General features: G+C 68.8%; 21 protein-coding genes. 8 read left to right on the top strand and 13 right to left on the bottom strand.

The window, feature by feature from the left end; genetic code table 11:
* Positions 1-38: 38 nt before the first annotated feature.
* From PcP3B5_RS04410 to PcP3B5_RS04375, 8 genes are all read left to right on the top strand, one after another.
* Complete coding sequence (locus tag PcP3B5_RS04410) at positions 39-653, top strand: LPS-assembly lipoprotein LptE (protein WP_043273491.1); 615 nt, start codon at positions 39-41, stop codon at positions 651-653.
* A gap of 39 nt (positions 654-692) precedes the next feature.
* A complete protein-coding gene (gene holA, locus PcP3B5_RS04405; RefSeq protein ID WP_009617330.1) occupies positions 693-1,730 on the top strand; it encodes a DNA polymerase III subunit delta in 1,038 nt (345 codons plus the stop codon).
* A 448-nt stretch (positions 1,731-2,178) separates the two neighbouring features.
* The gene (capB, locus tag PcP3B5_RS04400) at positions 2,179-3,852 is read left to right on the top strand and encodes a caprolactamase subunit beta (RefSeq protein WP_237142649.1); all 1,674 of its coding nucleotides are present in this window, start codon (positions 2,179-2,181) and stop codon (positions 3,850-3,852) included.
* 10 nt (positions 3,853-3,862) lie between these two features.
* On the top strand, positions 3,863-5,944 hold the full coding sequence (gene capA, locus PcP3B5_RS04395) for a caprolactamase subunit alpha (protein WP_061560644.1): 2,082 nt from the start codon (positions 3,863-3,865) through the stop codon (positions 5,942-5,944).
* 96 nt (positions 5,945-6,040) lie between these two features.
* Positions 6,041-6,997, top strand: coding sequence for a helix-turn-helix domain-containing protein (locus PcP3B5_RS04390; protein ID WP_058071575.1), 957 nt, complete (start codon positions 6,041-6,043; stop codon positions 6,995-6,997).
* Between the two features lie 81 nt (positions 6,998-7,078).
* On the top strand, positions 7,079-7,231 hold the full coding sequence (gene arfA / locus PcP3B5_RS04385) for an alternative ribosome rescue factor ArfA (RefSeq protein ID WP_043313745.1): 153 nt from the start codon (positions 7,079-7,081) through the stop codon (positions 7,229-7,231).
* 129 nt (positions 7,232-7,360) lie between these two features.
* Positions 7,361-7,651 carry a hypothetical protein gene (locus PcP3B5_RS04380; RefSeq protein WP_009617320.1) on the top strand — a complete coding sequence of 97 codons (291 nt, stop codon included), beginning with the start codon at positions 7,361-7,363 and terminating at the stop codon, positions 7,649-7,651.
* A gap of 77 nt (positions 7,652-7,728) precedes the next feature.
* Positions 7,729-9,033, top strand: coding sequence for a lytic murein transglycosylase (locus tag PcP3B5_RS04375; RefSeq protein ID WP_371263889.1), 1,305 nt, complete (start codon positions 7,729-7,731; stop codon positions 9,031-9,033).
* A 43-nt stretch (positions 9,034-9,076) separates the two neighbouring features.
* On the opposite strand, the gene PcP3B5_RS04370 is transcribed toward PcP3B5_RS04375, so the two are convergent.
* The 13 genes from PcP3B5_RS04370 to rodA all read right to left on the bottom strand — a co-directional run bounded on the left by PcP3B5_RS04370 (position 9,077) and on the right by rodA (position 23,199).
* Positions 9,077-10,102, bottom strand: coding sequence for a fimbrial protein (locus tag PcP3B5_RS04370; protein WP_082816251.1), 1,026 nt, complete (start codon positions 10,100-10,102; stop codon positions 9,077-9,079).
* Positions 10,103-10,345: 243 nt separating this feature from the next.
* Positions 10,346-11,332 carry a fimbrial protein gene (locus PcP3B5_RS04365; protein WP_061560642.1) on the bottom strand — a complete coding sequence of 329 codons (987 nt, stop codon included), beginning with the start codon at positions 11,330-11,332 and terminating at the stop codon, positions 10,346-10,348.
* 8 nt (positions 11,333-11,340) lie between these two features.
* Complete coding sequence (locus tag PcP3B5_RS04360; RefSeq protein ID WP_061560641.1) at positions 11,341-12,339, bottom strand: fimbrial protein; 999 nt, start codon at positions 12,337-12,339, stop codon at positions 11,341-11,343.
* A gap of 33 nt (positions 12,340-12,372) precedes the next feature.
* Positions 12,373-14,922 carry a fimbria/pilus outer membrane usher protein gene (locus PcP3B5_RS04355; RefSeq protein ID WP_082816438.1) on the bottom strand — a complete coding sequence of 850 codons (2,550 nt, stop codon included), beginning with the start codon at positions 14,920-14,922 and terminating at the stop codon, positions 12,373-12,375.
* A 5-nt stretch (positions 14,923-14,927) separates the two neighbouring features.
* On the bottom strand, positions 14,928-15,659 hold the full coding sequence (locus PcP3B5_RS04350) for a fimbrial biogenesis chaperone (protein WP_043313755.1): 732 nt from the start codon (positions 15,657-15,659) through the stop codon (positions 14,928-14,930).
* Between the two features lie 49 nt (positions 15,660-15,708).
* Positions 15,709-16,251: a fimbrial protein gene (locus tag PcP3B5_RS04345; protein WP_009617304.1), complete on the bottom strand. Its 543-nt coding sequence runs from the start codon at positions 16,249-16,251 to the stop codon at positions 15,709-15,711.
* Between the two features lie 393 nt (positions 16,252-16,644).
* Positions 16,645-17,628, bottom strand: a complete 984-nt coding sequence (lipA, locus tag PcP3B5_RS04340) for a lipoyl synthase (protein ID WP_009617302.1) — start codon at positions 17,626-17,628, stop codon at positions 16,645-16,647.
* A complete protein-coding gene (gene lipB / locus PcP3B5_RS04335) occupies positions 17,625-18,287 on the bottom strand; it encodes a lipoyl(octanoyl) transferase LipB (RefSeq protein WP_009617300.1) in 663 nt (220 codons plus the stop codon). Before lipB ends, lipA begins: the two co-directional genes overlap by 4 nt.
* Entirely contained in the window at positions 18,287-18,577 is a 291-nt protein-coding gene (locus tag PcP3B5_RS04330; RefSeq protein ID WP_009617299.1) for a DUF493 domain-containing protein, read from the bottom strand. Before PcP3B5_RS04330 ends, lipB begins: the two co-directional genes overlap by 1 nt.
* A 196-nt stretch (positions 18,578-18,773) precedes the next feature.
* Entirely contained in the window at positions 18,774-19,934 is a 1,161-nt protein-coding gene (locus PcP3B5_RS04325; protein ID WP_009617298.1) for a D-alanyl-D-alanine carboxypeptidase family protein, read from the bottom strand.
* Positions 19,935-20,023: 89 nt separating this feature from the next.
* Complete coding sequence (locus tag PcP3B5_RS04320; protein WP_061560640.1) at positions 20,024-21,055, bottom strand: septal ring lytic transglycosylase RlpA family protein; 1,032 nt, start codon at positions 21,053-21,055, stop codon at positions 20,024-20,026.
* Complete coding sequence (gene mltB / locus PcP3B5_RS04315) at positions 21,052-22,074, bottom strand: lytic murein transglycosylase B (protein WP_145923851.1); 1,023 nt, start codon at positions 22,072-22,074, stop codon at positions 21,052-21,054. The genes PcP3B5_RS04320 and mltB overlap by 4 nt, the downstream gene beginning before the upstream one ends.
* 21 nt (positions 22,075-22,095) lie before the next feature.
* Entirely contained in the window at positions 22,096-23,199 is a 1,104-nt protein-coding gene (gene rodA / locus PcP3B5_RS04310) for a rod shape-determining protein RodA (RefSeq protein WP_099049098.1), read from the bottom strand.
* Positions 23,200-23,249: the final 50 nt, after the last annotated feature.

The raw sequence follows: 23,249 nt of genomic DNA, 5'->3' as shown, positions 1-23,249 counted from the left end.
CGCGGGCAACCCGGATCAACAGGAGTGAGGGAAGCTTGATGAAACGTATCCTGACCGGCATCGCGCTGATCGGCCTGACCACCGTGCTGGCCGCCTGCGGTTTCCACCTGCGCGGCCTGGGCGATACGAACTTCGCGCTCAAGGAAGTCGACCTGAGCGCGCGCAACGCCTATGGCGACACCGTCAAGGACCTGCAGCGCCTGCTGGAGAACAGCGGCGTGAAAGTGACCAAGAGCGCGCCCTACCACCTGTTCCTCGCCAGCGAGGCCGAGACCCAGCGCACCGCCAGCTACAGCAGCTCGGCGCGCAGTGCCGAGTACGAGCTGACCACCACGGTCGACTACGAAGTGCGCGGCGCCGACAACCTGCTGCTGATGACCGACAAGGTCGAGGTGCAGAAGGTCTACCTGCACGACGAGAACAACCTGATCGGCTCCGACCAGGAAGCCGCCCAGCTGCGCAAGGAAATGCGCCGCGACCTGGTGCAGCAACTCGCCCTGCGCCTGCAGATGCTCACCCCGGCCCGCCTGGAATACCTGCAGCAGCAGGCCGAAGCCAAGGCCAAGGCCGAAGCCGACGCGCTCAAGGCCGCGGACGAAGCGGCCAGGCAGCAGCCGCAGCAGTCGCCGATCGAACTGCCCAAGGCGCAGTAAGAGGACCAGGGGGCCGGCCATGCCGGCCCCAGTACTTTCATGAAGCTCAATCCCGCCCAACTCGCCAAGCACCTGCAGGGCAGCCTGGCCCCCGTCTACGTGGTCAGCGGCGACGAACCGCTGCTCTGCCAGGAAGCCTGCGACGCCATCCGCGCCGCCTGCCGCCAGCGTGATTTCAGCGAACGCCAGGTGTTCAACGCCGAAGCCAACTTCGACTGGGGCCTGCTGCTGGAAGCCGGCGCCAGCCTCTCGCTGTTCGCCGAGAAGCGCCTGCTGGAGCTGCGCCTGCCCTCCGGCAAACCCGGCGACAAGGGCGCCGCCGCCCTCCAGGAATACCTGCAGCGCCCGCCGGAAGACACGGTGCTGCTGGTCACCCTGCCCAAGCTCGACGGCGCCACCCAGAAGACCAAGTGGGCCAAGGCGCTGATCGACGGCGAGGCCGCGCAGTTCATCCAGATCTGGCCGGTGGACGTGCACCAGCTGCCGCAGTGGATCCGCCAGCGCCTGTCCCAGGCCGGCCTCGCCGCCAGCCAGGACGCGGTGGACCTGATTGCCGCGCGGGTGGAAGGCAACCTGCTGGCCGCCGCGCAGGAAATCGAGAAGCTCAAGCTGCTGGCCGACGGCAACCAGCTCGACGCCGCCACCGTACAGGCGGCGGTGGCCGACAGCGCGCGCTTCGACGTGTTCGGCCTGATCGACGCGGCCCTGGCCGGCGAAGCCGCGCACAGCCTGCGCATGCTCGAAGGCCTGCGCGGCGAGGGCGTGGAGCCGCCGGTGATCCTCTGGGCCCTGGCCCGGGAAATCCGCCAGCTGGCCGGCATCGCCCAGCAGTTCGGCCAGGGCGTGCCCCTGGACAAGGCCTTCGCCCAATGCCGCCCGCCGGTGTGGGACAAACGCCGCCCCCTGCTCACCCGCGCCCTGCAGCGCCACAGCGGCAACCGCTGGAACCAGCTGCTGCAGGACGCCCAGCTGATCGACGCGCAGATCAAGGGCCAGGCCCAGGGCGACGCCTGGAACGGCCTGGCGCGCCTGGCGCTGCTGCTGGCCGGCCAGCGTTTGCCGCTGCCGCCGGGCTGATCCCCCTGCCGTCTCCCTGCGCGCGAATCGCGGATAAATCCGCTCCTACAGACCCAGGTGATGGGTATCGCTTCGCTCAACCCATCCTACGGGGTGTCGGGTTTGCCGGAGCCGTAGGAGCGGACCTTGTCCGCGATGGCCGGACGTCCCGGCGCGATTCGCGGATGAGATCCGCTCCTACGCTGCTCACCCGCGCCGTTCCCTGGTAGGAGCGCGCCCTGCGCGCGAATCGCGCGCAGGGCCCGCTCCTACAGGTTGATGCCGGAAAGCCCCCGTTCGGCACCTGTGCGCTGTACGACAAAAACCACTGCGCTGCCGCGCAATACGCCCGGCCGGCGCCTCCCTATCGTCGCCCCATCGACCCGCCGATAAGGAGAACAAAGCGATGCCGGCCGATCCTATTACCCTGGCCGTGGTGCGCGGCGCGCTGGAGATGACCCAGCGCGAGATGACCCTGACGCTGGAGAAAACCAGCCGTTCCAGCGTCTTCAACCTCGCCCACGACTATTCCAACGCGCTCTTCGACCACCACTCGGAAATGATCCTGCAGGGCCAGGACATCCCCATCCACCTGGGCTCGCTGATCCCGGCGATGAAAGCCGTGTCCGGCTACTTCGGCGACGACATCGCCGAAGGCGACGTGATCTACCACAACGACCCCACCTACGCCGGCAGCCACATCATCGACTGCTGCATGTACAAGCCGGTGTTCTACCAGGGCGAACTGGTGTTCTGGACCGTGTGCAAGGGCCACCTCACCGACATCGGCGGCCCGGTGCCGGCCGGCTACAACCCCGACGCCAAGGAAATCTACGCCGAAGGCCTGCGCATCCCGCCGGTGAAGCTGTGGGAAAAGGGCCGCCGCCGCGAGGACGTGATCAACCTGCTGCTCACCAACATGCGCGCCCGGCGCAACCAGGAGGGCGACCTCAACGCCCAGTACGGCGCCTGCCGCGTCGGCGAGCGCAACCTGGTCGCCCTGCTGGACAAGTACGGCGTGGCCACGGTGCGCGAGTGCATCGCCGAGCTGAAGGACATGGCCGACCGGCAGATGCGCGAGCTGATCCGCTCGGTGCCCGACGGCAGCTACACCGGCCACGCGGTGCTGGAGGACTCCGGCCACGGCCTGGGCGAACTGGCCATCAGCGCCACCGTCACCATCGAGGACGACAGTTGCCACATCGCCGTGCAGAGCCCGCCGCAGGTGCCCTACTTCATCAACTCCTACGCCGGCAACTCGATGTCGGGCATCTACCTCGGGCTGATGATGTTCGCCCAGGTGCCGCCGCCCTATAACGCCGGGCTGTACCGCTGCGTGACCGTGGACCTGGGGCCGAAAGGCACCCTGTGCAACGCCGAGGAACCGGCGCCCCACGTCAACTGCACCACCACGCCCATGGAAACCCTCACCGACGCCGTGCGCCAGGCCTTCGAACAGGCCGCGCCGGAACGCGTCACCGCCTCCTGGGGGCACACCAGCGGGGTGAACATCGCCGGCGTCGACCCACGCACCGGCGAGGAATACGTGACCATGGTGCTGGCCTCGATCATCTCCGGCGCCGGCGCCACCTCGGAGCTGGACGGCTGGCACGCCTGCGGCCCGCTGTGCTGCTTCGGCGCCCTCTACTCCGGGGACATCGAGCTGCTGGAGTACAGCTACCCGATCCTCATCCACCGCTACGGCCTGATGGCCGACAGCGCCGGCGCCGGCCAGCTGCGCGGCGGCTCGGGCACCTGCCTGGAAGTGGAGCCGCTGGACCACGAGATGACCGTGATCTCCTTCGGCGAAGGCCGCCAGCGCACCACCATGGGCGCCGCCGGCGCGGCCAACGGCCTGGACGCGCCCAAGCTGGGCGGCGTGGAGATCGTCCGCGCCGGCGAGCACGAGAAGCACACCCGCAACGTCATGACCGTGCTCAAACCCGGCGAGCGCCTGGTCAACCGCACCCCGGGTGGCGGCGGCTACGGCCCGGCCTTCCGCCGCCTGCCCGAGGCGGTCGCCCGCGACGTGCGCGACGGCCTGGTCTCGCCGCAGGGCGCCGAACTCGACTACGGCGTGGTGCTGAGCCCCGCCGGCGAAGTCGACCACGACGCCACCGCCCAACGCCGCCAAACCGCCTGAGGAAACCGACATGCACAGCCAATACCGCCTCGGTGTCGACGCCGGCGGCACCTTCACCGACTTCATCCTGGCCGAGCGCGAAGGCCGCGTTCACCTGTTCAAGGCCCTTTCCACCCCGCAGGACGGCACCCTGGCCATCGCTGACGGCCTGCGCCAGATCAGCCAGGCGCTGGGCCGCCCGGTGCAGGAGGTCGTCGCCAACTGCGACCTCTGCATCAACGGCACCACCGTGGCGCTCAACGCGCTGATCGAACTCAAGGGCGTGAAGGTCGGCCTGCTGGCCAGCGCCGGCCACGAGGACAGCATCGAGATCCGCCTGGGCCACAAGGAAGAAGGCTACCGCTACGACCCCGACTACCCGCCGGCGCCGCAGCTGGCCCGGCGCTTCCTGCGCCGCCCGGTGCGCGGGCGCATCCTCGCCGATGGCCGCGAGCACACGCCGCTGAACGAGGACGACGTGCGCGAGGCCGCGCGACTGTTCGCCGAGCAGGGCGTGGAGGCGGTCGCCGTGTCCTTCCTCTGGTCGGTGCGCAACCCGGCCCACGAGCAGCGCGCCGCGGCCATCCTCCGCGAAATGCTGCCGGGGGTGTTCGTCTGCACCGGCACCGAGGTGTTCCCGCAGATCCGCGAATACACCCGCACCTCCACCACCCTGGTCAACGCCTACCTGAGCCCGGTGATGGCGCGCTACGTGGCGAAGATCGACGACTACTTCCGCCAGCTCGGCGCCCAGCGCCCGGTGCGCTACTTCCAGTCCAACGGCGGCCTGGCCACCGGCGAGCACATGCGCGGCCGCGCGGTGAACGCGATCAACTCCGGCCCGGCCTCGGCGCCCCAGGCCGGGCTGTTCGTGGCCCAGCCATTCGGCATCCGCAACGTCATCACCGTGGACATGGGCGGCACCTCCTTCGACATCACCCTGACCCGCGAAGGCAAGACCAACCTCAGCCGCGACGCCGACTTCCTGCGCCAGCGCATCGGCGTGCCGATGATCCAGGTCGAGACCCTCGGCGCCGGCGGCGGCTCCATCGCCCACATCAACCCCTACGGCATGCTCGAGGTGGGCCCGCAGAGCGCCGGCTCCAGCCCCGGCCCGGTGGCCTACGGCCAGGGCGGCGAGCAGCCGACGGTGACCGACGCCAACCTCGCCCTGGGCTACCTCAACCCCGAGGCGCGCCTGGGCGGGCGCATCAGCCTGGACCGCGAGGCGGCGCTGGCGGCCATCCGCACGAAGATCGCCGAGCCCCTGGGCATGGACGTGGACAAGGCGGCCTGGGGCATCCACGCCATCGTCAACGCCAACATGGTCAACGGCATCCGCCGCGTGTCCATCGAGCGCGGCTACGACCCGCGCGACTTCGCCCTGATCGGCGCCGGCGGCGCGGCGGGCGTGCACATGACCGCGCTGGCCGAGGACATGGGCATCGACACCGTGCTGATCCCCAAGGTCGCCTCCGGCCTGTGCGCGCTCGGGCAGATCCTCTCCGACGTGAAGCACAACTACCTGGCCACCTACCCCATCCTCGCCCGCGAGGACACCGACCTGGCCGGCCTGGAAGCGGCCTTCGCCGAACTGGAGCAGCAGGGCCGCGCCACCCTGCGCGGCGACGGCTTCCGCGACGAGGACATCGCCGTGGTGCGCAGCCTGGAGATGCGCTACGTCGGGCAGATCCACGAATGCACGGTGGAAATCGGCGACCTGCAGGTCAACGCCGACACCCTGCCGGCCATAGTCGAAGCCTTCCACCGCCGCCACGAGGCGCTCTACACCTACGCCGAGGCGGACAACCCGGTGGAGATCGTCAACCTGGAAAGCCAGGTGATCGGCCGCGTCTCGCGCCCGCCCTTCCCCAGCCTGGCGGCCAGCGACGGCCATGCCCAGCGGGCCCTGGCCGGCAGCCGGCCGATGCTTTTCGGCGAGGACGGCATCCGCACCGACACGCCGGTCTACCAGGGCGCCCTGCTGCTGGCCGGCGACCGCCTGCACGGCCCGGCGGTGATCGAGGAAGCCACCACCAACATCCTCATCCGCCCCAGCTGGGTCGTCGAGCTGCACGAGTCCGGCTGCTACCGCCTGACGCGCCAGCGCTGAGCCGCACGGCCGGGGCCCCGCCCCGGCCGTTGCCCGGGATGCGGCACGGGACCTGCTTGGAAAACGCCCCTGCACGCCAGCCACACAGCGCCCGCCATGACCGCCATCGCCCGCTTCGACACCGCCAGCCAGCCCGAACAGCAGCGCCAGGCCTACTGGAACCAGTGCGTCAGCGGCGCCTATTTCCCGCTGGAACTGGACTACACCGGGCCCCAGCCCCTGTGCGCCAGCCTGGAGCTCTTCGACCTGGGCGAACTGTCGCTCTCCCAGTTGCGCTCCACGCCGCTGTGCTACCGCCGCCAGACGCGCCACCTGAGCGCCTGCGACGAGGCGTCGTTCCTGCTGACGCTGCCGCTGCACAGCTGTTTCGAATTTACCCAGCGCGGCCGCAGCATCCGCTGCGCGCCCGGGTCCTTCGTCCTCGAGCGCAGCGCCGAGCCCTACGAGTTCCACTACGCCCAGGACAACCTGCTGCGCGTGCTCAAGCTGCCCGAGACCACCCTGCGCCGCCACGTGGCCGCACCCGATCGCCTCTGCGCCCTGGCCTTCGACGCCAGCCAGGGCGCCGGCGCCCTTTTCGTCGACTACCTGGAGCTGTGCGTGCGGCGCCTCGGCGAACTGCACCCCGGCGACGAAGCGCACCTTGGCCGCCAGCTCATGGAACTGCTGGGCCTGGCCCTGGAGCGCCAGGCCCCGGGCGAGAGCGGCGAAAGCGCGGTGAGCGCCGCCCACCTGCTGCGCATCGAGCGGCACATCCACCGCCACCTCGGCGACAACGACCTGAGTCCAGCCAGCATCGCCGCGGCTTGCGGCATTTCGGTGCGCTACCTGCACCGCCTGTTCCAGGGCAGCGGCCGCAGCGTGCAGGAGTGGATTCGCGCATTGCGTCTGCAGGCCTGCCACGAGGCCCTGAGCAGCGGCCCGCCGAACCTGCCGCTGGGCGAGCTGGCCTACCGCTGGGGCTTCGCCGACCAGGCCCACTTCAGCCGTCTGTTCAAGCAGCGCTTCGGCGTCACCCCCGGCGAGGTCCGGCGCAACCGACCAAAGGCCTGAGCCGAGCATGGACATTCCCGGCGAAAGCGCCGATGATGCCCGCGCCCGCAATGGGCGGGCGTTCATCCCGAGGAGAAGAGCATGGCGAAGAAAGCCAAGCGGCCGAACAAGGCCAAGTCCCTGGTAGCCCAACCGCTGTTCCGCAGCCGCCAGGAAAAACCGCAGAAAGGCAAAGGCAGCTACCGCCGCGAAGCCTCCCACAACTGGGAGGCTTCGTTCTTTCTGGCAGCCTGAAAACCGCACGTCCCTCCGCATCGCCCCGCCCTCGTCCCTCCCCGCCCCCTGCGCTTCCCGGCCAGTTCGATTGAACTTGGCAGCCCGTTCGAGCCTCCATGGAATAGGCACGACACCCGGAGAAGCACGATGAACACCAGGACACTCGCCGCCGGCCTGGTGCTGGCCCTGCTGCCCATGGCCGGCTCGGCCTGGGCCTTCTGTTCCGACCAGCAGGCCCTGGCCAAGGGCCGCCAGGTCGCGGACAAGGTCGCCGCCATCACCCAGCGCGACCCGGAAACCGCCAAGCGCCTCAACGCCCAGCTCGCCGCCATGAAGAAGAGCCGTTCCAGCAAGGAGCGCCCGGACGACTGCGCGGCCTACGACCAGATGCTCAAGGAGCTGGACCAGAGCGCCGCCAAGGCCAAGCCCGCCCCCTGAACCTGCAACAACCTGTCATCGCGGCGCCCGGCCCGGCGGCAGACGCTCCGGCGTCCGCGTGCTAAGGTGGCCGCTGCCTGAAGAACCCGCCGAGGAGCGCAATGCGCACACCCGCTTCACCCTTCCGTCTGTTTCCCCTCTGCCTGACCCTTCTCAGTGCCTGCGTGCTCTCCGCCTGCGCCGACGCGCCGGCGGCGAATTCGCAGCCGTCCACGGCCAGCGTGCTGCTCGACGCCGATGGCCAGCCGTTGCCGTCCATCAGCTTCGAGACCTGGCGCGAGGGCTTCCGCCAGCAGGCCCTGGCCGCCGGCATCAGCGCGCAGACCTTCGACCAGGCCTTCGCCGGCCTGGAGCCCGACCCGGCGGTGGTCACCGCCGACCGCAGCCAGCCGGAGTTCACCCGGCCGGTGTGGGAATACCTGGCCGGCGCCGTGTCGCCGGCGCGCATCCGCAATGGCCAGGGCAAGCTGACGCAGAACGCCGCCGTGCTGCAGCGCATCGACAGCCGCTACGCGGTGGATGCCGAGGCCGTGGTGGCGATCTGGGGCATGGAAAGCAACTTCGGCAACAACATGGGCGAGCGCAACGTGATCCGCTCCCTGGCCACCCTGGCCTACGAAGGGCGCCGCCCGGAGTACGCCCACGGCCAGTTGCTGAGCGCCCTGCGGATCATCCAGCACGGCGACGTGCCGGCCAGCGCCATGGTCGGCTCCTGGGCTGGCGCCATGGGCCAGACGCAGTTCATCCCCACCACCTACGACCAGTACGCGGTGGACTTCGACGGCGACGGCCGCCGCGACATCTGGCGCTCCGCCGACGACGCCCTCGCCTCCACCGCCAACTACCTCCAGGCCTCCGGCTGGAAGCCCGGCCAGAGCTGGGGTTTCGAGGTGCGCCTGGCCCAGGGCTTCGACTACGCCCAGGCCGACATGAGCATCCGCAAGCCGATCGGCGAATGGCTGCGCCTGGGCGTGCAACCGGTGGGCGGGCGCCTGCCGGGCAACCCCCAGGCCACGGCCTCGCTGTTGCTGCCGGCCGGCTACCGCGGCCCGGCCTTCCTGGTGCTGGACAACTTCCGCGCCATCCTCAGGTACAACAACTCCACCGCCTATGCGCTGGCCGTCGGGCTGCTGTCGGACAGCTTCAAGGGCCTGGGCCGCATCGAGGCCGGCTGGCCGGTGGAAGACCGCCCGCTCAGCCGCAGCGAGCGCATCGCCCTGCAGCAGGGCCTGGCCGCCCGCGGCTACCAGCCGGGCAACCCGGACGGCATCATCGGCGCCAACACCCGCACGGCCATCCGCGCCTACCAGCAGAGCCAGGGCCTGCCGGCCGACGGCTACCCCACTCCGGCGCTGCTGGCGCGCCTGCAGCAAGGCGACTGAAAGGTCCAGTGCGGGCCGGCAACGCCGGCCCGCACCGACCGCCTCATTCGTAGAACAGCGTGAACATCGCCGAAGCCCGCACCGCACCGCCGCTGATGCGGTTGGAAGTCTTGTAGTACCTGGCCACCAGCGGGATCGACAGCGGCAGGTTGGAGCCCGAGACGTTCGCCTGGGTCAGGCGGGTGGACAGCGGCAGCACCGTGGAACTGGACGCGTCGCCCTGGAACAGCTGGATGCCGACGCCCGCCGCGTAGTCCGCGCCCTTCGCATTGTCGATGACGTTGGCGACGGTCGCGGCGTTCAGCGGATCGATCCTGTAGCTGACCTTCATGCTGCCGCTGCACAGCAGGCCGATCTTGAACGGGGCGGCCTTGCTGTCGTCGGTCATCACCCCGATGCCCGGCGGGAAGTCGGTGACCGTCACCTGGGGCATCCGCACGCGCACGTCGGTGCCCGAGGTGATCTGGCAGGCGGGCGCGCTGACGATGGTTTGCCCCGACAGGGTCAGCTGGGAGACCTCGATGGCGTTGTAGAACACTTGTGACAGGCCACCGATCCGTATCACGCCGGGGCTGACGTCGCCGGTCTTCACCAGATACACGATGAAGTGCGTGAAAGGATCGTAGGTGCCGGCCCGGTAGCTCCAGTTCAGCGCCGAGACTTCCGACCAGGTGCGGTTGTCGGTCAGCCCGAGCGGAAACGGATCGGGCACACAGGAAGACTGGCCCACGTTGCACCAGAACACCGCGATGCCGATACCGGGAACGTTCGTGGCATGGACCGCAGGATTGCCGGTGGGCTGGCCGATGTCGCTGCTCAGGCGGCCGCTGATACGCCCCGCCGAACAGCGGTTGAGCATGCCGGTGGCCCCCCATTTCCAACCCGAACGCCAGAGCACCGCGCCTACCGGTTTATCCCGCGGAACCGACAGCGTGGCAGGTAGAGGCCAATCGACTTTGCCGGGGCCAGCATACCCCGAGCCGCCGTTGCTCCAGGAGCAGTCGGCCTGGGCCAGCACCGGCGACAGTAGCGCCAGGCCCGAGGCGATCGACAACCCCAGGGATTTCATGGGCAATGACAAGGGTCCGACACGCAAGCATTTCCGTGACACTTCTCGTTCTCCATCCAGTGGCAGACGAACGGTGCCCGGAACCTCCGCACACGACTCCCCCGCTCCGTGGCAATGTGCCCCGGCTCGGCGGCAGGCGCCTGCCGGGTCGGACCATGATCGGGGTGTCGCCGCCCTGGCTCAACGGCCCGTCCGCGCAAATGCAAACGGGTTCCGCCGCCAGGGCTCAGGATGTCGAATGCGTCACTCGTAGATCATGCTGAAGGTCGCAGCGGTGTTGAGGGCGCCGGGCGTGACCCGCGCGCCGGTCTGGTAGTAGCGGGCGAACAGCGAGATACGCTGCGCGCCGCCCTGGGTCCAGCCCTCGAACACCGTCATCCGCAGCGGCAGCACCACGCTCTTGCCGCCAAGCTCGCGGAACAGCTGGATGCCGACGTTGCGCGCCAGGCCGTCGCCCTGCCGGTTGGCCAGGACGTCGGGGAAGTTGCTGGGGTACAGCGGATCGATGCGGTAGCTCAGGCGGATGTCCGGATCGCACTCCATGCGCAGGTCGAAGGGCCGCCCCAGCCAGGGGTCGGGCAACACGCCGCCCTCCTGGAAGGCATCCACCGGGACCGTCGGCAGGCGTATGGTCTGGGTGCTGCTGGCGGGGTCGAGCCGGCAGCCCCGGGCGGTCACCTTCAAGCGCCCGTGGATGCTCAGCTCGCCGACGTCCAGGTTGTCGTAGCTCACCGTCGCGGTGCCGAGGAAGTCGTGCACGCCCGAGGCGATCGGCCCGGTCTTGACCAGCAGCACCAGCCAGTTGTTCTCCGGATCGTAGTCCCAGGGCCCGACCTCCCAGTCCAGGCTGGTGACCGGCAGCGAGGGCTCGCAGCTGTTGCCCCGGTTGCACCAGTACACGGCGACGCCCACGCCCGGCACGTTGGTGGAATGCACGCCGCCGTTGTACCAGCCCGGCACCTCGAGCAGCGGGCCGATGTGCCCCGCCACCCGCCCGGACACCCAGCCCGAGGCGTTGCAGGCGATGCGCACGCCGGTGGCGTTTTGCCAGGCGCTGGAATACAGCATCCGGCCTGGCGCCAGGTCCTGGGGGAAGTCCAGGTCCGCCGGCAGCTCGACCTTGTAGACGGACTTCATGTAGCCCTGCTTGAAACTGCATTTCGCCCAGGCCGCCGGTGCGGCTAGGCACAGCAGCAGGCACAGGGCACAACCCAGGGTTCTGTTGAACATGGAAGGCCTCACTCGTAGGTCAGGGTCAGCGTGGCCGAGGTGGTCACCAGCCCCGAGGTGACCTTCGGGGAAATCTGGTAGTACCTGGCCAGCAGCGGGATGCGCACCAGGCCGGCCGCGGTCGAGGGGGTGTGCAGCAGCTTGGTCATGATGGGCAGCGGCTGCGCGTCGTCGCCATCGCCGTGGAACAGCTGGATGCCGACGTTCCTGGCCATGTGCGGCCCCTCGCGGTTGGCCATGACACCCACCGCCGCGGCCGACAGCGACAGCGGGTCGACCCGGTAGCTGAGGCGGATGCCGGCGTCGCACTGCAGGTTGATGTCGAAGCGCTTCTGCCAGGGCTCCGGCAATACCCCCGGGCCCTGGAAGGCATCCAGGGGCGCGGTGGGCATCTGCACCACCAGGTTGGGCGTGTCCAGCCGACAGGTCGGTGCGCTGGTGGTCAACGAGCCCTGGACGCTGAGCGTACCGATGTCCAGGTCGATGTAGCGTACCGTCGCCGTGCCAGCGAAGCTGTGGAGGCCAGCCTGGAGCGGCCCGGTCTTCACCAGCCGCACCCACCAGTTGTTCCTGGGCGAATAGGTCTCGGCAAACACCCGCCAGTCCAGCTTCTGTACCAGCGACACGCTCTCGTTCGGCACGGGAGGGCTTCCGCACTTGGAGTCGTAGTTGCACCAGAACACCTGGATGCCCACACCCGGAATGTCGGTATCCAGCACCTCGCCATTGCCGAACCCGGGAATGCCCGACAGTGGCGCACCGAAGCCCCCGCCCAGTTGGCCCTGTGCTTGGCCGCTGCTGTCGCAGCGGATGGTCACGCCGGTCGCGCGCTGCCAGCCGCTGTCGAACAGCGCGGTGCCGACCGGCACGTCCCGCGGAACGGCCAGGACGTTATCGATGGGCACGCTGAAGACCGAGGTCATGTAGCCCGGCACGAAGGCGCAGGAAGCCCAGGCCGAGGGCGCGGCGAACAGCAGCAGGCAGAGCGACAGGGTTGTTCTCAGCATGGGGAGTCTCCGTGGACGCCGGGCGCCCACCTGTCAGTTGGCGGATCGGCGGCAGAGCGCCTCGAGGCGGAAGAACGGCTGGCCTTCGGCCTTCGCTTCCGGCAGTTGGTAGGCGGCCGCGCACTGGCGGTCGGGGCTGGTTCCCCAGCGCACCAGCAGTTCGCCCTGCGCCTGTTCGGCGCGCAGGAACACGCGGCTGCCCTGCCCCACCAGGGTCAGGCTGGTACCCTCGGCATCCAGCACCTCGGCGCCCACCGGCAGCTTGCCGCCGTCCTCGTCCCGCAGCGTCAGCAGCAGCGGCTGGCCGTTGCGCGTCGGGTACTTGAGCAGGGCCACCGAGCCGAAGCGCGGGGCCACCGTCTGCTCGGTCAGTTGCAGTTCGACGTCCTCGCCCAGGCCCTTGGGGTCCAGCCCCACGCGATTGCGCCGGTAGGGGGTGAGGCCGCTGGTGAAGGCGAAGCCGTTGCCGGCGACCTGCGCGCCGGTGCTGTTGACCAGGCCGGCGCCGCTGGCGCCGCGGGCCTCGACCAGGACCTTGGTCTCGCCCTGGTCGGGGCTGAAGTTGATGCCGCCGGCATGGGCCAGCAGGCTGCCGGACAGGCCCACGCCCAGTTGCCGGTAGCCGTCGCCATCGCTGACGCTGGCCGACAGCGAGGCGGCCGAGGCGCGATACTGGGCGTTGGCGCCGCTGCTGGTGCTGCTGCCGCCGTCGTTGCGGCTGCGCGATGCGTAGACGCCGTAGCTGAAGGCGCTGCGCTCGCCGAGGGAGCCGGACAGGCCGAGCTGGGCATCGCTGGCGCCGTTGTCGGTGCGGCTGTAGGAACTGCTCAGGTAGGGCGAGCTGGGCGCGCGGCCCAGGGGCAGCGACAGGCTGAGCATGTACTGGTTCTGGCTCTGCCCGGACTGCGAGCGGGTGCGGCTGGCCGACAGGTTAAGGCTGCCCCAGCGCCAGCCGTTGCTGTAGCCGGCCTGGTAGCTGAGGTCGCTGCCGGCGTCGACGTTCCAGTAGTTCTGCGCCGAGCCGCTGAGGTAGAAGCTGCCCCAGCCGTCCGCCAGGGGTTGGCTGATGTTGGCCTGCAGGCGGTTGCGCTGGCGGAAGCGCCCGGTGCCGCCGGAGCCGTCGCTCAGTTCGGCGAACTCGCCCAGCCCCAGGTAGCCTTCGCTGGAAAAGCGGTAGGCGGCGACCGCGAAGTTGGTGCGCGTCGACTCCACCAGCTTGCTGTAGCTCAGCCGGTAGCTCTCCCCGCTGGCATCGCCGCCCAGGCCGTGGACCGGGTCCAGGCCGGAGGCGCTGGAGCGGGTGACGTCGAAGGCGAAGGCGCCCACCGGCGTGCTCAGCGCCACCCCGCCCTGCAGCGCCAGGTAGTTCTGCGCGACTATGCCGCCGGTGTAGCCGGTCCACAGGTTGGACAGGCCGCGCTGGTAGGTGCCCTGGAGGAACTTAGGCGCGTCGTCCAGGCGCTCGTCGCGGTACTCGCCGGCGCTGAGGCTGTAGCGCGACACGCCCGGACGCAGCAGCTGCGCCACGCTGGCGAAGGGCACGGTGAAGCGCCGTTCGCGGCCGTCGGCCTCGGTCACGGTGACCTCAAGGTCGCCGGCATAGCCGGTGCCGTAGAGCTCGTCGATGATGAAGGGGCCGGGCGCCACCGTGGTTTCGTAGAGGATGTTGCCGCCCTGGCGCACCGTGACCTTGGCGTTGGTCTCGGCGGTGCCGCGGATGGCCGGGGCGAAGCCGCGCTGCGAGTCGGGCAGCATGCGCTCGTCCGAGGCCAGCTGGACGCCGGTGAAGGGCACGCTGTCGAACAGGTCGGCGGGGGTGTAGTACTCGCCCAGGGTCAGCTGCGACTTCAGCGCGGTGATGTCGCGCTGGGCATAGCTGCTGATGGCGTCGTACTCGGAAGCGCCGTCGGAGCGGCTGTAGCTGCCGTTGTGGCGCAGGCGCCAGTCGCCGAGGTTCACCCCGCTGTTGAGCCCGGCGTAGTACTGGCTGGAACTGCTGCCGCCGACGTCGCTGCGGTAGGCGTTGGCGTTGTAGTCGACGAAGGCCGCGGTGATGCCGCGGTCCCAGTCGCGCGGGTCGACGTGGTCGGCGCGGGTGCGGCGCAGGTAGGCCTGGGGAATGCTCAGTTCCAGGCGCATGTCGGCCAGGTCGGGCGCAACCCGGCTGTCCGGGATCAGGCGCTGGAGGTCGATGCACGCCGGGTCGGCGGCCTGCAGCGCCTCGCGGGCCTCGGCCGGCAGGCGGTCGATGGCCAGCCCCAGCAGCGGCAGTTGCTCGCGCGCCCAGCACACGCTGGCGTCCTCGCGCACCTCGACGCGCTGCCGCCCCTGCCAGTTGTCGTTGAGGTACAGGTCCAGCGTGTAGCTGCCGGGCTGCACCGGGCTGCCCTGCTCGAAGCGCGTCAGGTCGACCGTCTGGCCCGGCGCGTTGCGCAGGAAGTCGGTGTCGAAGCGCACCGGCTGGTCGTCCGCCCAGCCGACGAGGCTCGGCAGGCCGGCCAGGGCGGCGGCGAGCGAGCCCAGGGCGACGGTGGTCCCGCGCCGCCCGCTCCAGCGCCGGATGAAGCCTGTGCAGGAGCCCATGCCGGTCACGGCAGCTTGACCTTGTCGTCGGTGGCGACGCCGTAGTCGCTCATCCAGCTGTACTCCAGGGTGCTGCCGGCGGCCTGCAGGGTGGCGGGCAGGGCGAAGTCCTCGTGGGAGAACGGCTTGAGCATGCCCGGGCCGAGATCGTGGCCGCGCCCGCCCTGCTTCAGCCCCAGGCTGGCGTAGGAGACGTGGTAAGGCGTGGGATTTTCCCCGCGCAGTACGCGCTTGCCCGCCTGTTCCAGCACCTGCCAGCGCACCTTGCGCACCGCCTCCGCGGCGCTGCCGGGCAGGCCCGAGGGGCGGTAGAACAGCTTCAGCCGCGAACGCACGGCGATCTGCATGTAGCTGCGCTCGCTGGCGTCCGGCAGCGGCGGGATCTCCAGGGCGTTGAACCAGAACAGCGACTCGCGGTCGTCCGGCAGCGTCTCGCCGCTGAAGGCCACGCGCACCGACTGGCCCTTGGCGGGGTCGAGGCGGAAGATCGGCGGGGTGATGACGAAGGGCGCGTCGGCATCCTGGGGTTGCGTCTGGATGTCGCCTTCGTCGACCCAGATCTGCATCAGCGCCGGGACCTTGCCGTCGTTGCTCAGGCGGACGGTGATTTCCCGCTCGCCGGCGGGGTAGACCAGGCGGGTGCCCTGGACGGTGACGGCGGCCCAGGCGGAAGTGCTCAGGCACGCGGCAAAGGCGAGCCCTGCCGTCATTGCGACAGCACGAATCAGCATGCTCATGGAAACCTCGGTGGATGCCCCGGGAGTCGCCTCCCGGGGGAAGCGGGACTTACTGGTAGCTCATGGTGTACTGCAGGTTGGTCTTCAGTACGCCAGGGGTGGTGGTGGCACTGCTCGCGGCATACTTGGCGACGAACCCCAGGGAAGCCTTGCCGTCAGCACCGGACTCCACCTGGTAGCCGCCGGAGCTGGAGATGTCGCTCAGGTCGATCTTGGTGGTGCCGTCGGCGCGGAACAGGGCGACTTGCGCATTGGTGCCGCCGTTCGCGGGAGGGATGGTGTTGTTCAGGTTGCCGGTGGCGGGGTCGACGTTGCCGCCGGTGGCGAACACCGCGGCGACCATGGCATTGGCGTCGCAGCCGGTGGTGTTGAGGGTGAAGGTCTGCGAGCCGGCAACCGTCCCGGCGCCCTGCAGGAGGTCGGCGTTCACCGGCTGCAGGGTGACGAGCTGGCTGGCGCTGGAAGGCTCGAGGGTGCAGGTCTTGGCGTTGACCAGGCCCTCGAAGGTCAGGGTACCGTCGGCAGCCGTTGCCGCACCGGACAAGCCGGCCACGGAAAGACACGCCAGGGCGGCGATTAGCTTCTTGCTCATTTGTTCGAACTCCAGTCGATACGGCGTCAGGCAGCGCTTGGCTGGCACTGACTCGTTGGTTGTCAGGGCGTCTTCAAAGGCCCGGACAAATGGTCGAACAAACTCGGAAATGAATTAAGGTAAGGGAACCCCCAAAAAACGTAGGAAACGCCCTATACGCCCAATCGAACTTTTCCCCTATACAGTCAGGGAAAGGCGCCTTCAGCCCCACTTATTTCCTGGCAATGTGCCACTATTCCCGTAAGCCATATCTGTGACCGGCCGCACAGAGGCCCGGGGCAAGCGCGGTTCGTGGGTATGGCGCGGAGGGGAAAGAGAGGTGTCGCAGGGAGGGGAAAATTCGCAGGATGAACGGCCGGCCCCTTGCGGGCCGGCCGGGGTATCGGGCGCCGGTCAGCCGATCTTGCCGCCGTGGGCCTGCTGGTCGGCGTGGTACGAGGAGCGCACCAGCGGGCCGGAAGCGACGTTCTTGAAGCCCATCTTCGCGCCTTCCTCGGCGAACCAGGCGAAGGTGTCCGGGTGGACGAAGCGCTGCACCGGCAGGTGGTTGCGCGAGGGCTGCAGGTACTGGCCGAGGGTCAGCATGTCGATGTCGTGCTCGCGCATGCGCTGCATGACCTCGATGACCTCGTCGTCGGTCTCGCCCAGGCCGAGCATCAGGCCGGACTTGGTCGGCACGTGGGGCACCAGTTGCTTGAACTTCTGCAGCAGGTCCAGCGACCACTCGAAGTCCGAACCCGGGCGCGAGGACTTGTACAGCCGCGGCACGGTTTCCAGGTTGTGGTTGAACACGTCCGGCGGCTCGGCGGCGGTGATTTCCAGGGCGATGTCCATGCGTCCGCGGTAGTCCGGGACCAGGGTTTCCAGCTGGATGCCGGGGGACAGCTTGCGGATCTCGCGCAGGCAGTCGGCGAAGTGCTGGGCGCCGCCGTCGCGCAGGTCGTCGCGGTCCACCGAGGTGATCACCACGTACTTCAGGCGCAGGTCGGCGATGGCGATGGCCAGGTTGGTCGGCTCGTCCACGTCCAGCGGCTTCGGCCGGCCGTGGCCGACGTCGCAGAACGGGCAGCGGCGGGTGCAGATGTCGCCCATGATCATGAAGGTCGCGGTGCCGCCGGAGAAGCACTCGCCCAGGTTCGGGCAGGAGGCCTCTTCGCACACGCTGTGCAGCTTGTGCTTGCGCAGCAGTTGCTTGATGCGGTCCACCTCGGGCGAGACCGGGATGCGCACGCGGATCCAGTCGGGTTTCTTCGGCAGTTCCTCGGTGGGGATGATCTTCACCGGAATGCGCGCCACCTTCTCGGCGCCGCGCAGTTTCACGCCGACTTCCACCTTGCCCGGCTTGCCTTGGCCCGGGGTCTCCACAACAGTGCTCATCTCAGTTCGATCCCGCCCGTTAGGGTCTTCTGTTCAGCGTAGCCAAGACGCTCGGTGAGTTCGCCGCGCAGGCGTTCGCGCACCTCGGCCAGGGTGATGGGGCCGGCCAGCTCGCGCAGCTGGGTCATGGCCATGCCTGCGTAGCCGCAGGGATTGATACGACGGAAAGGCTCCAGGTCCATGTCGACGTTCAGCGCCAGGCCATGGAAGGACCGGCCGTTGCGGATGCGCAGGCCGAGGGAGGCGATCTTCGCGCCGTCCACGTAGACGCCTGGGGCGTCGGGTTTGGACACGGCGCTGACGCCGAAGCCCTCGAGCAGGCCGATCAGGCTCTGTTCGATGCGCGTGACCAGCTCGCGCACGCCCAGGTGCGAGCGGCGCACGTCGAGCAGCAGGTAGGCCACCAGTTGGCCGGGGCCGTGGTAGGTCACCTGGCCGCCGCGGTCCACCTTGACCACCGGGATGTCGCCGGGCATCAGCACGTGTTCGGCCTTGCCGGCCTGGCCCTGGGTGAACACCCGCTCGTGCTCCAGCAGCCAGACTTCGTCGGGCGTGCCCTCGTCGCGCTCGGCGGTGAAGCGCTGCATGGCGTGCCAGGTCGGCTCGTAGGGCAGCACGCCGAGTTCGCGGAAGCCCAGGGAAGAACCGGCCTCGGGCATCACAGCACCATGTGCACGCGGCCGCTGGCGCGCAGGTCGCTGTGGATGTTCTGCAACTGGTCGACGCCGGTGGCGGTGATCAGCACCTGCACCGAGAGGAAGCGACCGTTGCGGCTGTCGCGGCTCACCAGGGTGGTGACGTCCAGGTCCGGCGCGTGGCGCTGGATGATCTCCACGACCAGGTCGGCGAAGCCGTCGCCGGCGTCACCGATCACCTTGATCGGGTAGCGTTCGCAGGGGAACTCGATCTTGGGCGCGGGAGGAGTGCTGGTATCAGTGGTTTCAGTCATGGCTGTCGCGGGCGGGTAGCCCGCCTCCGCACGAAGCTCCCGGGTCGGGAGGTTCCGGATGGATCGGACCTGACGGCTGCCGACGCCACGGGGGAGGTCGATCAGGCGCAGGCGCGCATTTTACCTGAGTCGGGCGCGCGCATGCGTAGAAATTCCCGGGCTTGTATACAAAAGTACGAGCCCGGGGGACCGTCGGTCAGTTGAACAGGCCGTAGAAGAACAGGCGGATGCTATCCCACAGGCGGCGGAAGATACCACCCTCCTCCACGGCGTTCAGGGCCACCAGGTCGGAGGTGCGCACGACCTTGTCGCCCAGCTTCACTTCCACCTTGCCGATCACCTGGCCCTGCTGGATCGGGGCCATCAGCTGCGGCTGCAGCACCATGTTGGCCTGCAGCTGCTTGAGCTGGCCGCGCGGCACGGTCATGGTCAGGTCTTCGGACAGGCCGGCCTTCACTTCATGCTCGGAGCCCTTCCAGACCATGGCCTTGGTCAGCTCGGCGCCTTTCTTGTAGAAGGTCTGCGATTCGAAGAAGCGGAAGCCGTAGGTCAGCAGCTTCTGCGTCTCGGCGGCGCGGGCCTGCTCGCTGTTGGTGCCGAACACCACGGCGATCATGCGCTGGCCGTCACGCACGGCGGAGGCCACCAGGCAGTAGCCGGCTTCCTCGGTGTGGCCGGTCTTCAGGCCGTCGACGGTCTTGTCGCGCCACAGCAGCAGGTTGCGGTTGGGCTGCTTGATGTTGTTCCAGAGGAATTCCTTCTGCGCGTAGATGGCGTAGTGGGTCGGCTCGCCGTAGATGATGGCGCGGGCCAGGGTCGCCATGTCGCGGGCCGAGGAGTAGTGCTCCGGGTTCGGCAGGCCGGTGGCGTCCATGAAGTGGGAATTGGTCATGCCCAGCTTCTGCGCGGTGTTGTTCATCATGTCGGCGAAGGCGTCCTCGCTGCCGGCGATGTGCTCGGCGAGGGCGACGGAGGCGTCGTTGCCCGACTGGATGATGATGCCGTGCAGCAGGTCGCTGACCGACACCTGCGAGCCCAGCTTGATGAACATGCGCGAGCCGCCGGTGCGCCAGGCGTGCTCGCTGACGGTCACCATGTCGCTCTCGGCGATGCGCCCGCCCTCGATTTCCTTGGTGGCGATGTAGGCGGTCATCAGCTTGGTCAGGCTGGCCGGGGGCAGGCGCTCGTCGGCGTTGTTCTCCACCAGGACCTGGCCGCTGGCGCCGTCCATCAGCACCCAGGCCTTGGCCGCCAGCTGCGGCGCGGCGGGGACAACGGATTCAGCCGCCCAGCCGGCCACGGGGGCGCTGAGCAACACGAGCATGGACAGGCGTTTGGCGATGGTGATGATGTTCATCCGTCTCTCTGGGTTCACTAATGGTCAAACAATCCCTTGGGGGAATTCCCGGGCGGCCTCTGGCGTGCCGCTTGATCGGTGCGCCGCGTTCAGTCCGGGCGCACCAGCTTGGGTTGGCCGAGGTTGGCCAGGCGGATGCTGTCCTGCATCCGCGCCGCTTCATCCTGCGTTCCGATCGGCCCCAGGCGCACCCGGTGCAAGGTCTGCTTGTTGACCACGACCGAGCTGATAAAGACCTGGGCCGAGGTCATGCCGCTGATCTTGTCCCTGAGCAGTTCCGCAGCGTCCGGGTTGGCGAAGGCACCCACCTGGAGATACAGGCCAGCGGCTGGTAATGAAGCGTTTTTTTTTGAGTCGACCTGCACCGGCGCCACGGGCGCGGCGTGCTGCGCCGGCGGCGGGGTGTAGACCTCGATCGGCTGGGCCATGGCCACCGCCTGGGGCTGCGCGCCGGCCGCCGGGGCACTCTGCACCGGCGCCATCTTCGGCTGCGCCAGGACCATCGGCACCGGGCGGCCCTGGGCGGCCCACCAGCGCTGCGGGTCGATGCCCTCGACCTTGACCCGCGCGGTGCCGGTCTCGGCGTAGCCGAGCTTCTTGGCCGCGGCGAAGGACAGGTCGATGACGCGGTCGGAATAGAACGGGCCGCGGTCGTTGACGCGGACGATGACGCTCTTGCCGTTGTCCAGGTTGGTCACCCGCACGTAGCTGGGCAGCGGCAGCGTCTTGTGCGCCGCGGTCATGCCGTAGAGGTCGTACATCTCGCCGTTGGCGGTGGCCTGGCCGTGGAACTTGGTGCCGTACCAGGACGCCGTGCCGGTCACGCTGTAGGCGCGCGCGTCGTTCAGCGGGTAGTAGGTCTTGCCCAGCACGGTGTAGGGGTTGTTCTTGAACGGGCCGTTGTGCGGCATCGGCACGGCATCGGGGATGCGCGACACGTCGACGTCCCACCAGGGGGCGCCGTCGCGGTGCGGCCGGTTGTAGTCCATCGGCCCGGAAAGGCCGCCGCTTTTCGCCGGTTGCGGAGCCCGGGAGCTGGTGCAGCTGGCGAGCAGCACGGCGCTCAGGCCGAAGCACGCCGCCGCCGACCAGAAGCCCGGTCGCTTCAGTCGCTGGTTCACTGGACACCTCGCGCCCGGACGATCTCGCCGGCCAGCTGATGGACCGCCATGGCGTACATGGCGCTGCGGTTGTAGCGGGTGATCACGTAGAAGTTGGGCAGCCCGACCCAGTATTCGGGGCCGTCGGCGCCTTCGAAGCGGATGGCGGTGACCTTGAGGTCGTCGCGCAGCACGTCATGGGTGCGCCAGCCCGCGGCGCGCAGCTGGCCGAGGCTCATCTGCGGCTCCAGGCCCTGGGTGACGGCGTCCTGGGCGCTGTCCATGCTCAGCTCGGCCTGCGACACCACCGGCTCGCCGGCCTGCCAGCCATGCTGCTTGAAGTAGCTGGCGACACTGCCGATGGCATCGGTCGGGTCGGTCCAGATGTTGATGTGGCCGTCGCCGTCGAAGTCCACGGCGTAGGCGCGGAAGCTGCTGGGCATGAACTGCGGCAGGCCCATGGCGCCGGCGTAGGAGCCATTCAGGCCGAGCGGGTCGACCTGCTGCTCGCGGGCCAGCAGGAGGAACTGCTTGAGTTCCTTGCGGAAGAAGTCGGCGCGCGGCGGGTAGTCGAAGGCCAGAGTGGACAGCGCGTCCATCACCCGGTAGTTGCCTGTGTTGCGGCCGAAGAAGGTCTCGACGCCGATGATCGCCACTATGTACTGGGCCGGCACGCCGTAGTCCTTTTCCGCGCGGGCCAGGGCCTCGGCGTTCTGGTTCCAGAACTCCACGCCGCGCTTGATGCGCGCGTCGGTGAGGAAGATCGGCCGGTAGTCCTTCCACGGCTTGACGCGCTCGGCGGGCCGGGAAATGGCGTCGAGGATCGACTGCTTGCGTTCGACGTCCTGGAACAGCGAAAGCAGCTGCTCGTCGGCGAAGCCGTAGTCGCGGGTCATCTCGCCGACGAACTGGGCGACCTGGGGCGAGCCGTCGTAGTCGCCCGCCTGGGCGGCGCCGCCGAAGCCGATGGCCCCGGCCAGCCCCACCCAATGGACACCCCTGACGGCCCACTCGCGCAGTATCTGCATTCCTTTCTTCACTCTGGTCTCAACGTTTCTTCTTCAAACCTGGGCGATCCATTTCCGGTGCGTATGAATCGACATCAAAACCCCGAACCCTGACATCAGCGTCACCAGCGAAGTTCCGCCGTAGCTGATGAAGGGAAGCGGAACCCCCACGACCGGCAGCAACCCGCTGACCATACCAATGTTGACGAACACGTACACGAAGAAGGTCATGGTGATGCTGCCGGCCAGCAGCTTGCCATACAGCGTCTGGGCCTGCGCCGTGATCACCAGCCCGCGGTAGATCACCATCAGGTACAGGGCCAGCAGCAGGCATACCCCCACCAGGCCGAACTCTTCGCCGAGCACGGCAATGATAAAGTCCGTATGGCTTTCCGGCAAAAAATCCAGGTGCGACTGGGTGCCCAGCAGCCAGCCCTTGCCGAACACGCCGCCGGAACCGATGGCCGCTTTTGACTGGATGATGTTCCAGCCGGTGCCCAGCGGGTCGCTTTCCGGGTCGAGGAAGGTCAGCACGCGCTGCTTCTGGTAATCGTGCATGACGAAGAACCACATGGCCACCGCCACCGGCACCGCCGCGGTCACCGCGCCGAGGATCCAGCGCCACTGCAGGCCGCCGACGAACAGCACGAAGGCGCCGGAGGCCAGCACCAGCATGGCGGTACCCAGGTCCGGCTGCTTGAGGATCAGCACGAAGGGCACGCCGATCAGCGCCAGGCTGATCGCCAGGTGCTTGAGGTTCGGCGGCAGGTTGCGCTTGGACATGTACCAGGCCAGCGTCATGGGCATGAACAGCTTCATGAACTCGGCGGGCTGGAAGCGGATCACCCCGGGGATGTTGATCCAGCGCGTGGCGCCCATGGCGTTGTGGCCCATGACGTCCACCACCACCAGCAGCAGCACCCCGATCAGGTAGCCCAGCGGCACCCAGCGGGCCAGGAAGCGCGGCTCGATCTGGGCGATGACGAACATCATCACCAGGCCCAGGCCGAAGGACGAGGCCTGCTTGAGCAGCAGGTCCCAGCTCTTGCCGCTGGCCGAATAGAGGACGAACAGGCCGGCCGCGCCCAGCACCAGCAACAGCAGCAGCAGCAGGCCGTCGATGTGCAGCCGCTGCAGCAGGCTGGCGCGCCGCTTCATCACGTCCTCGTTGGACAGCGTGCGGTCGAAGTTGGGGTTCATGTTCATGC

The sequence above is a fragment of the Pseudomonas citronellolis genome (genome assembly GCF_001586155.1).
GTDB lineage: Bacteria > Pseudomonadota > Gammaproteobacteria > Pseudomonadales > Pseudomonadaceae > Pseudomonas > Pseudomonas citronellolis.
The sequence above is the reverse complement of the archived record's forward strand: the minus strand, read 5'-3'. Positions and strand labels throughout refer to the sequence as shown.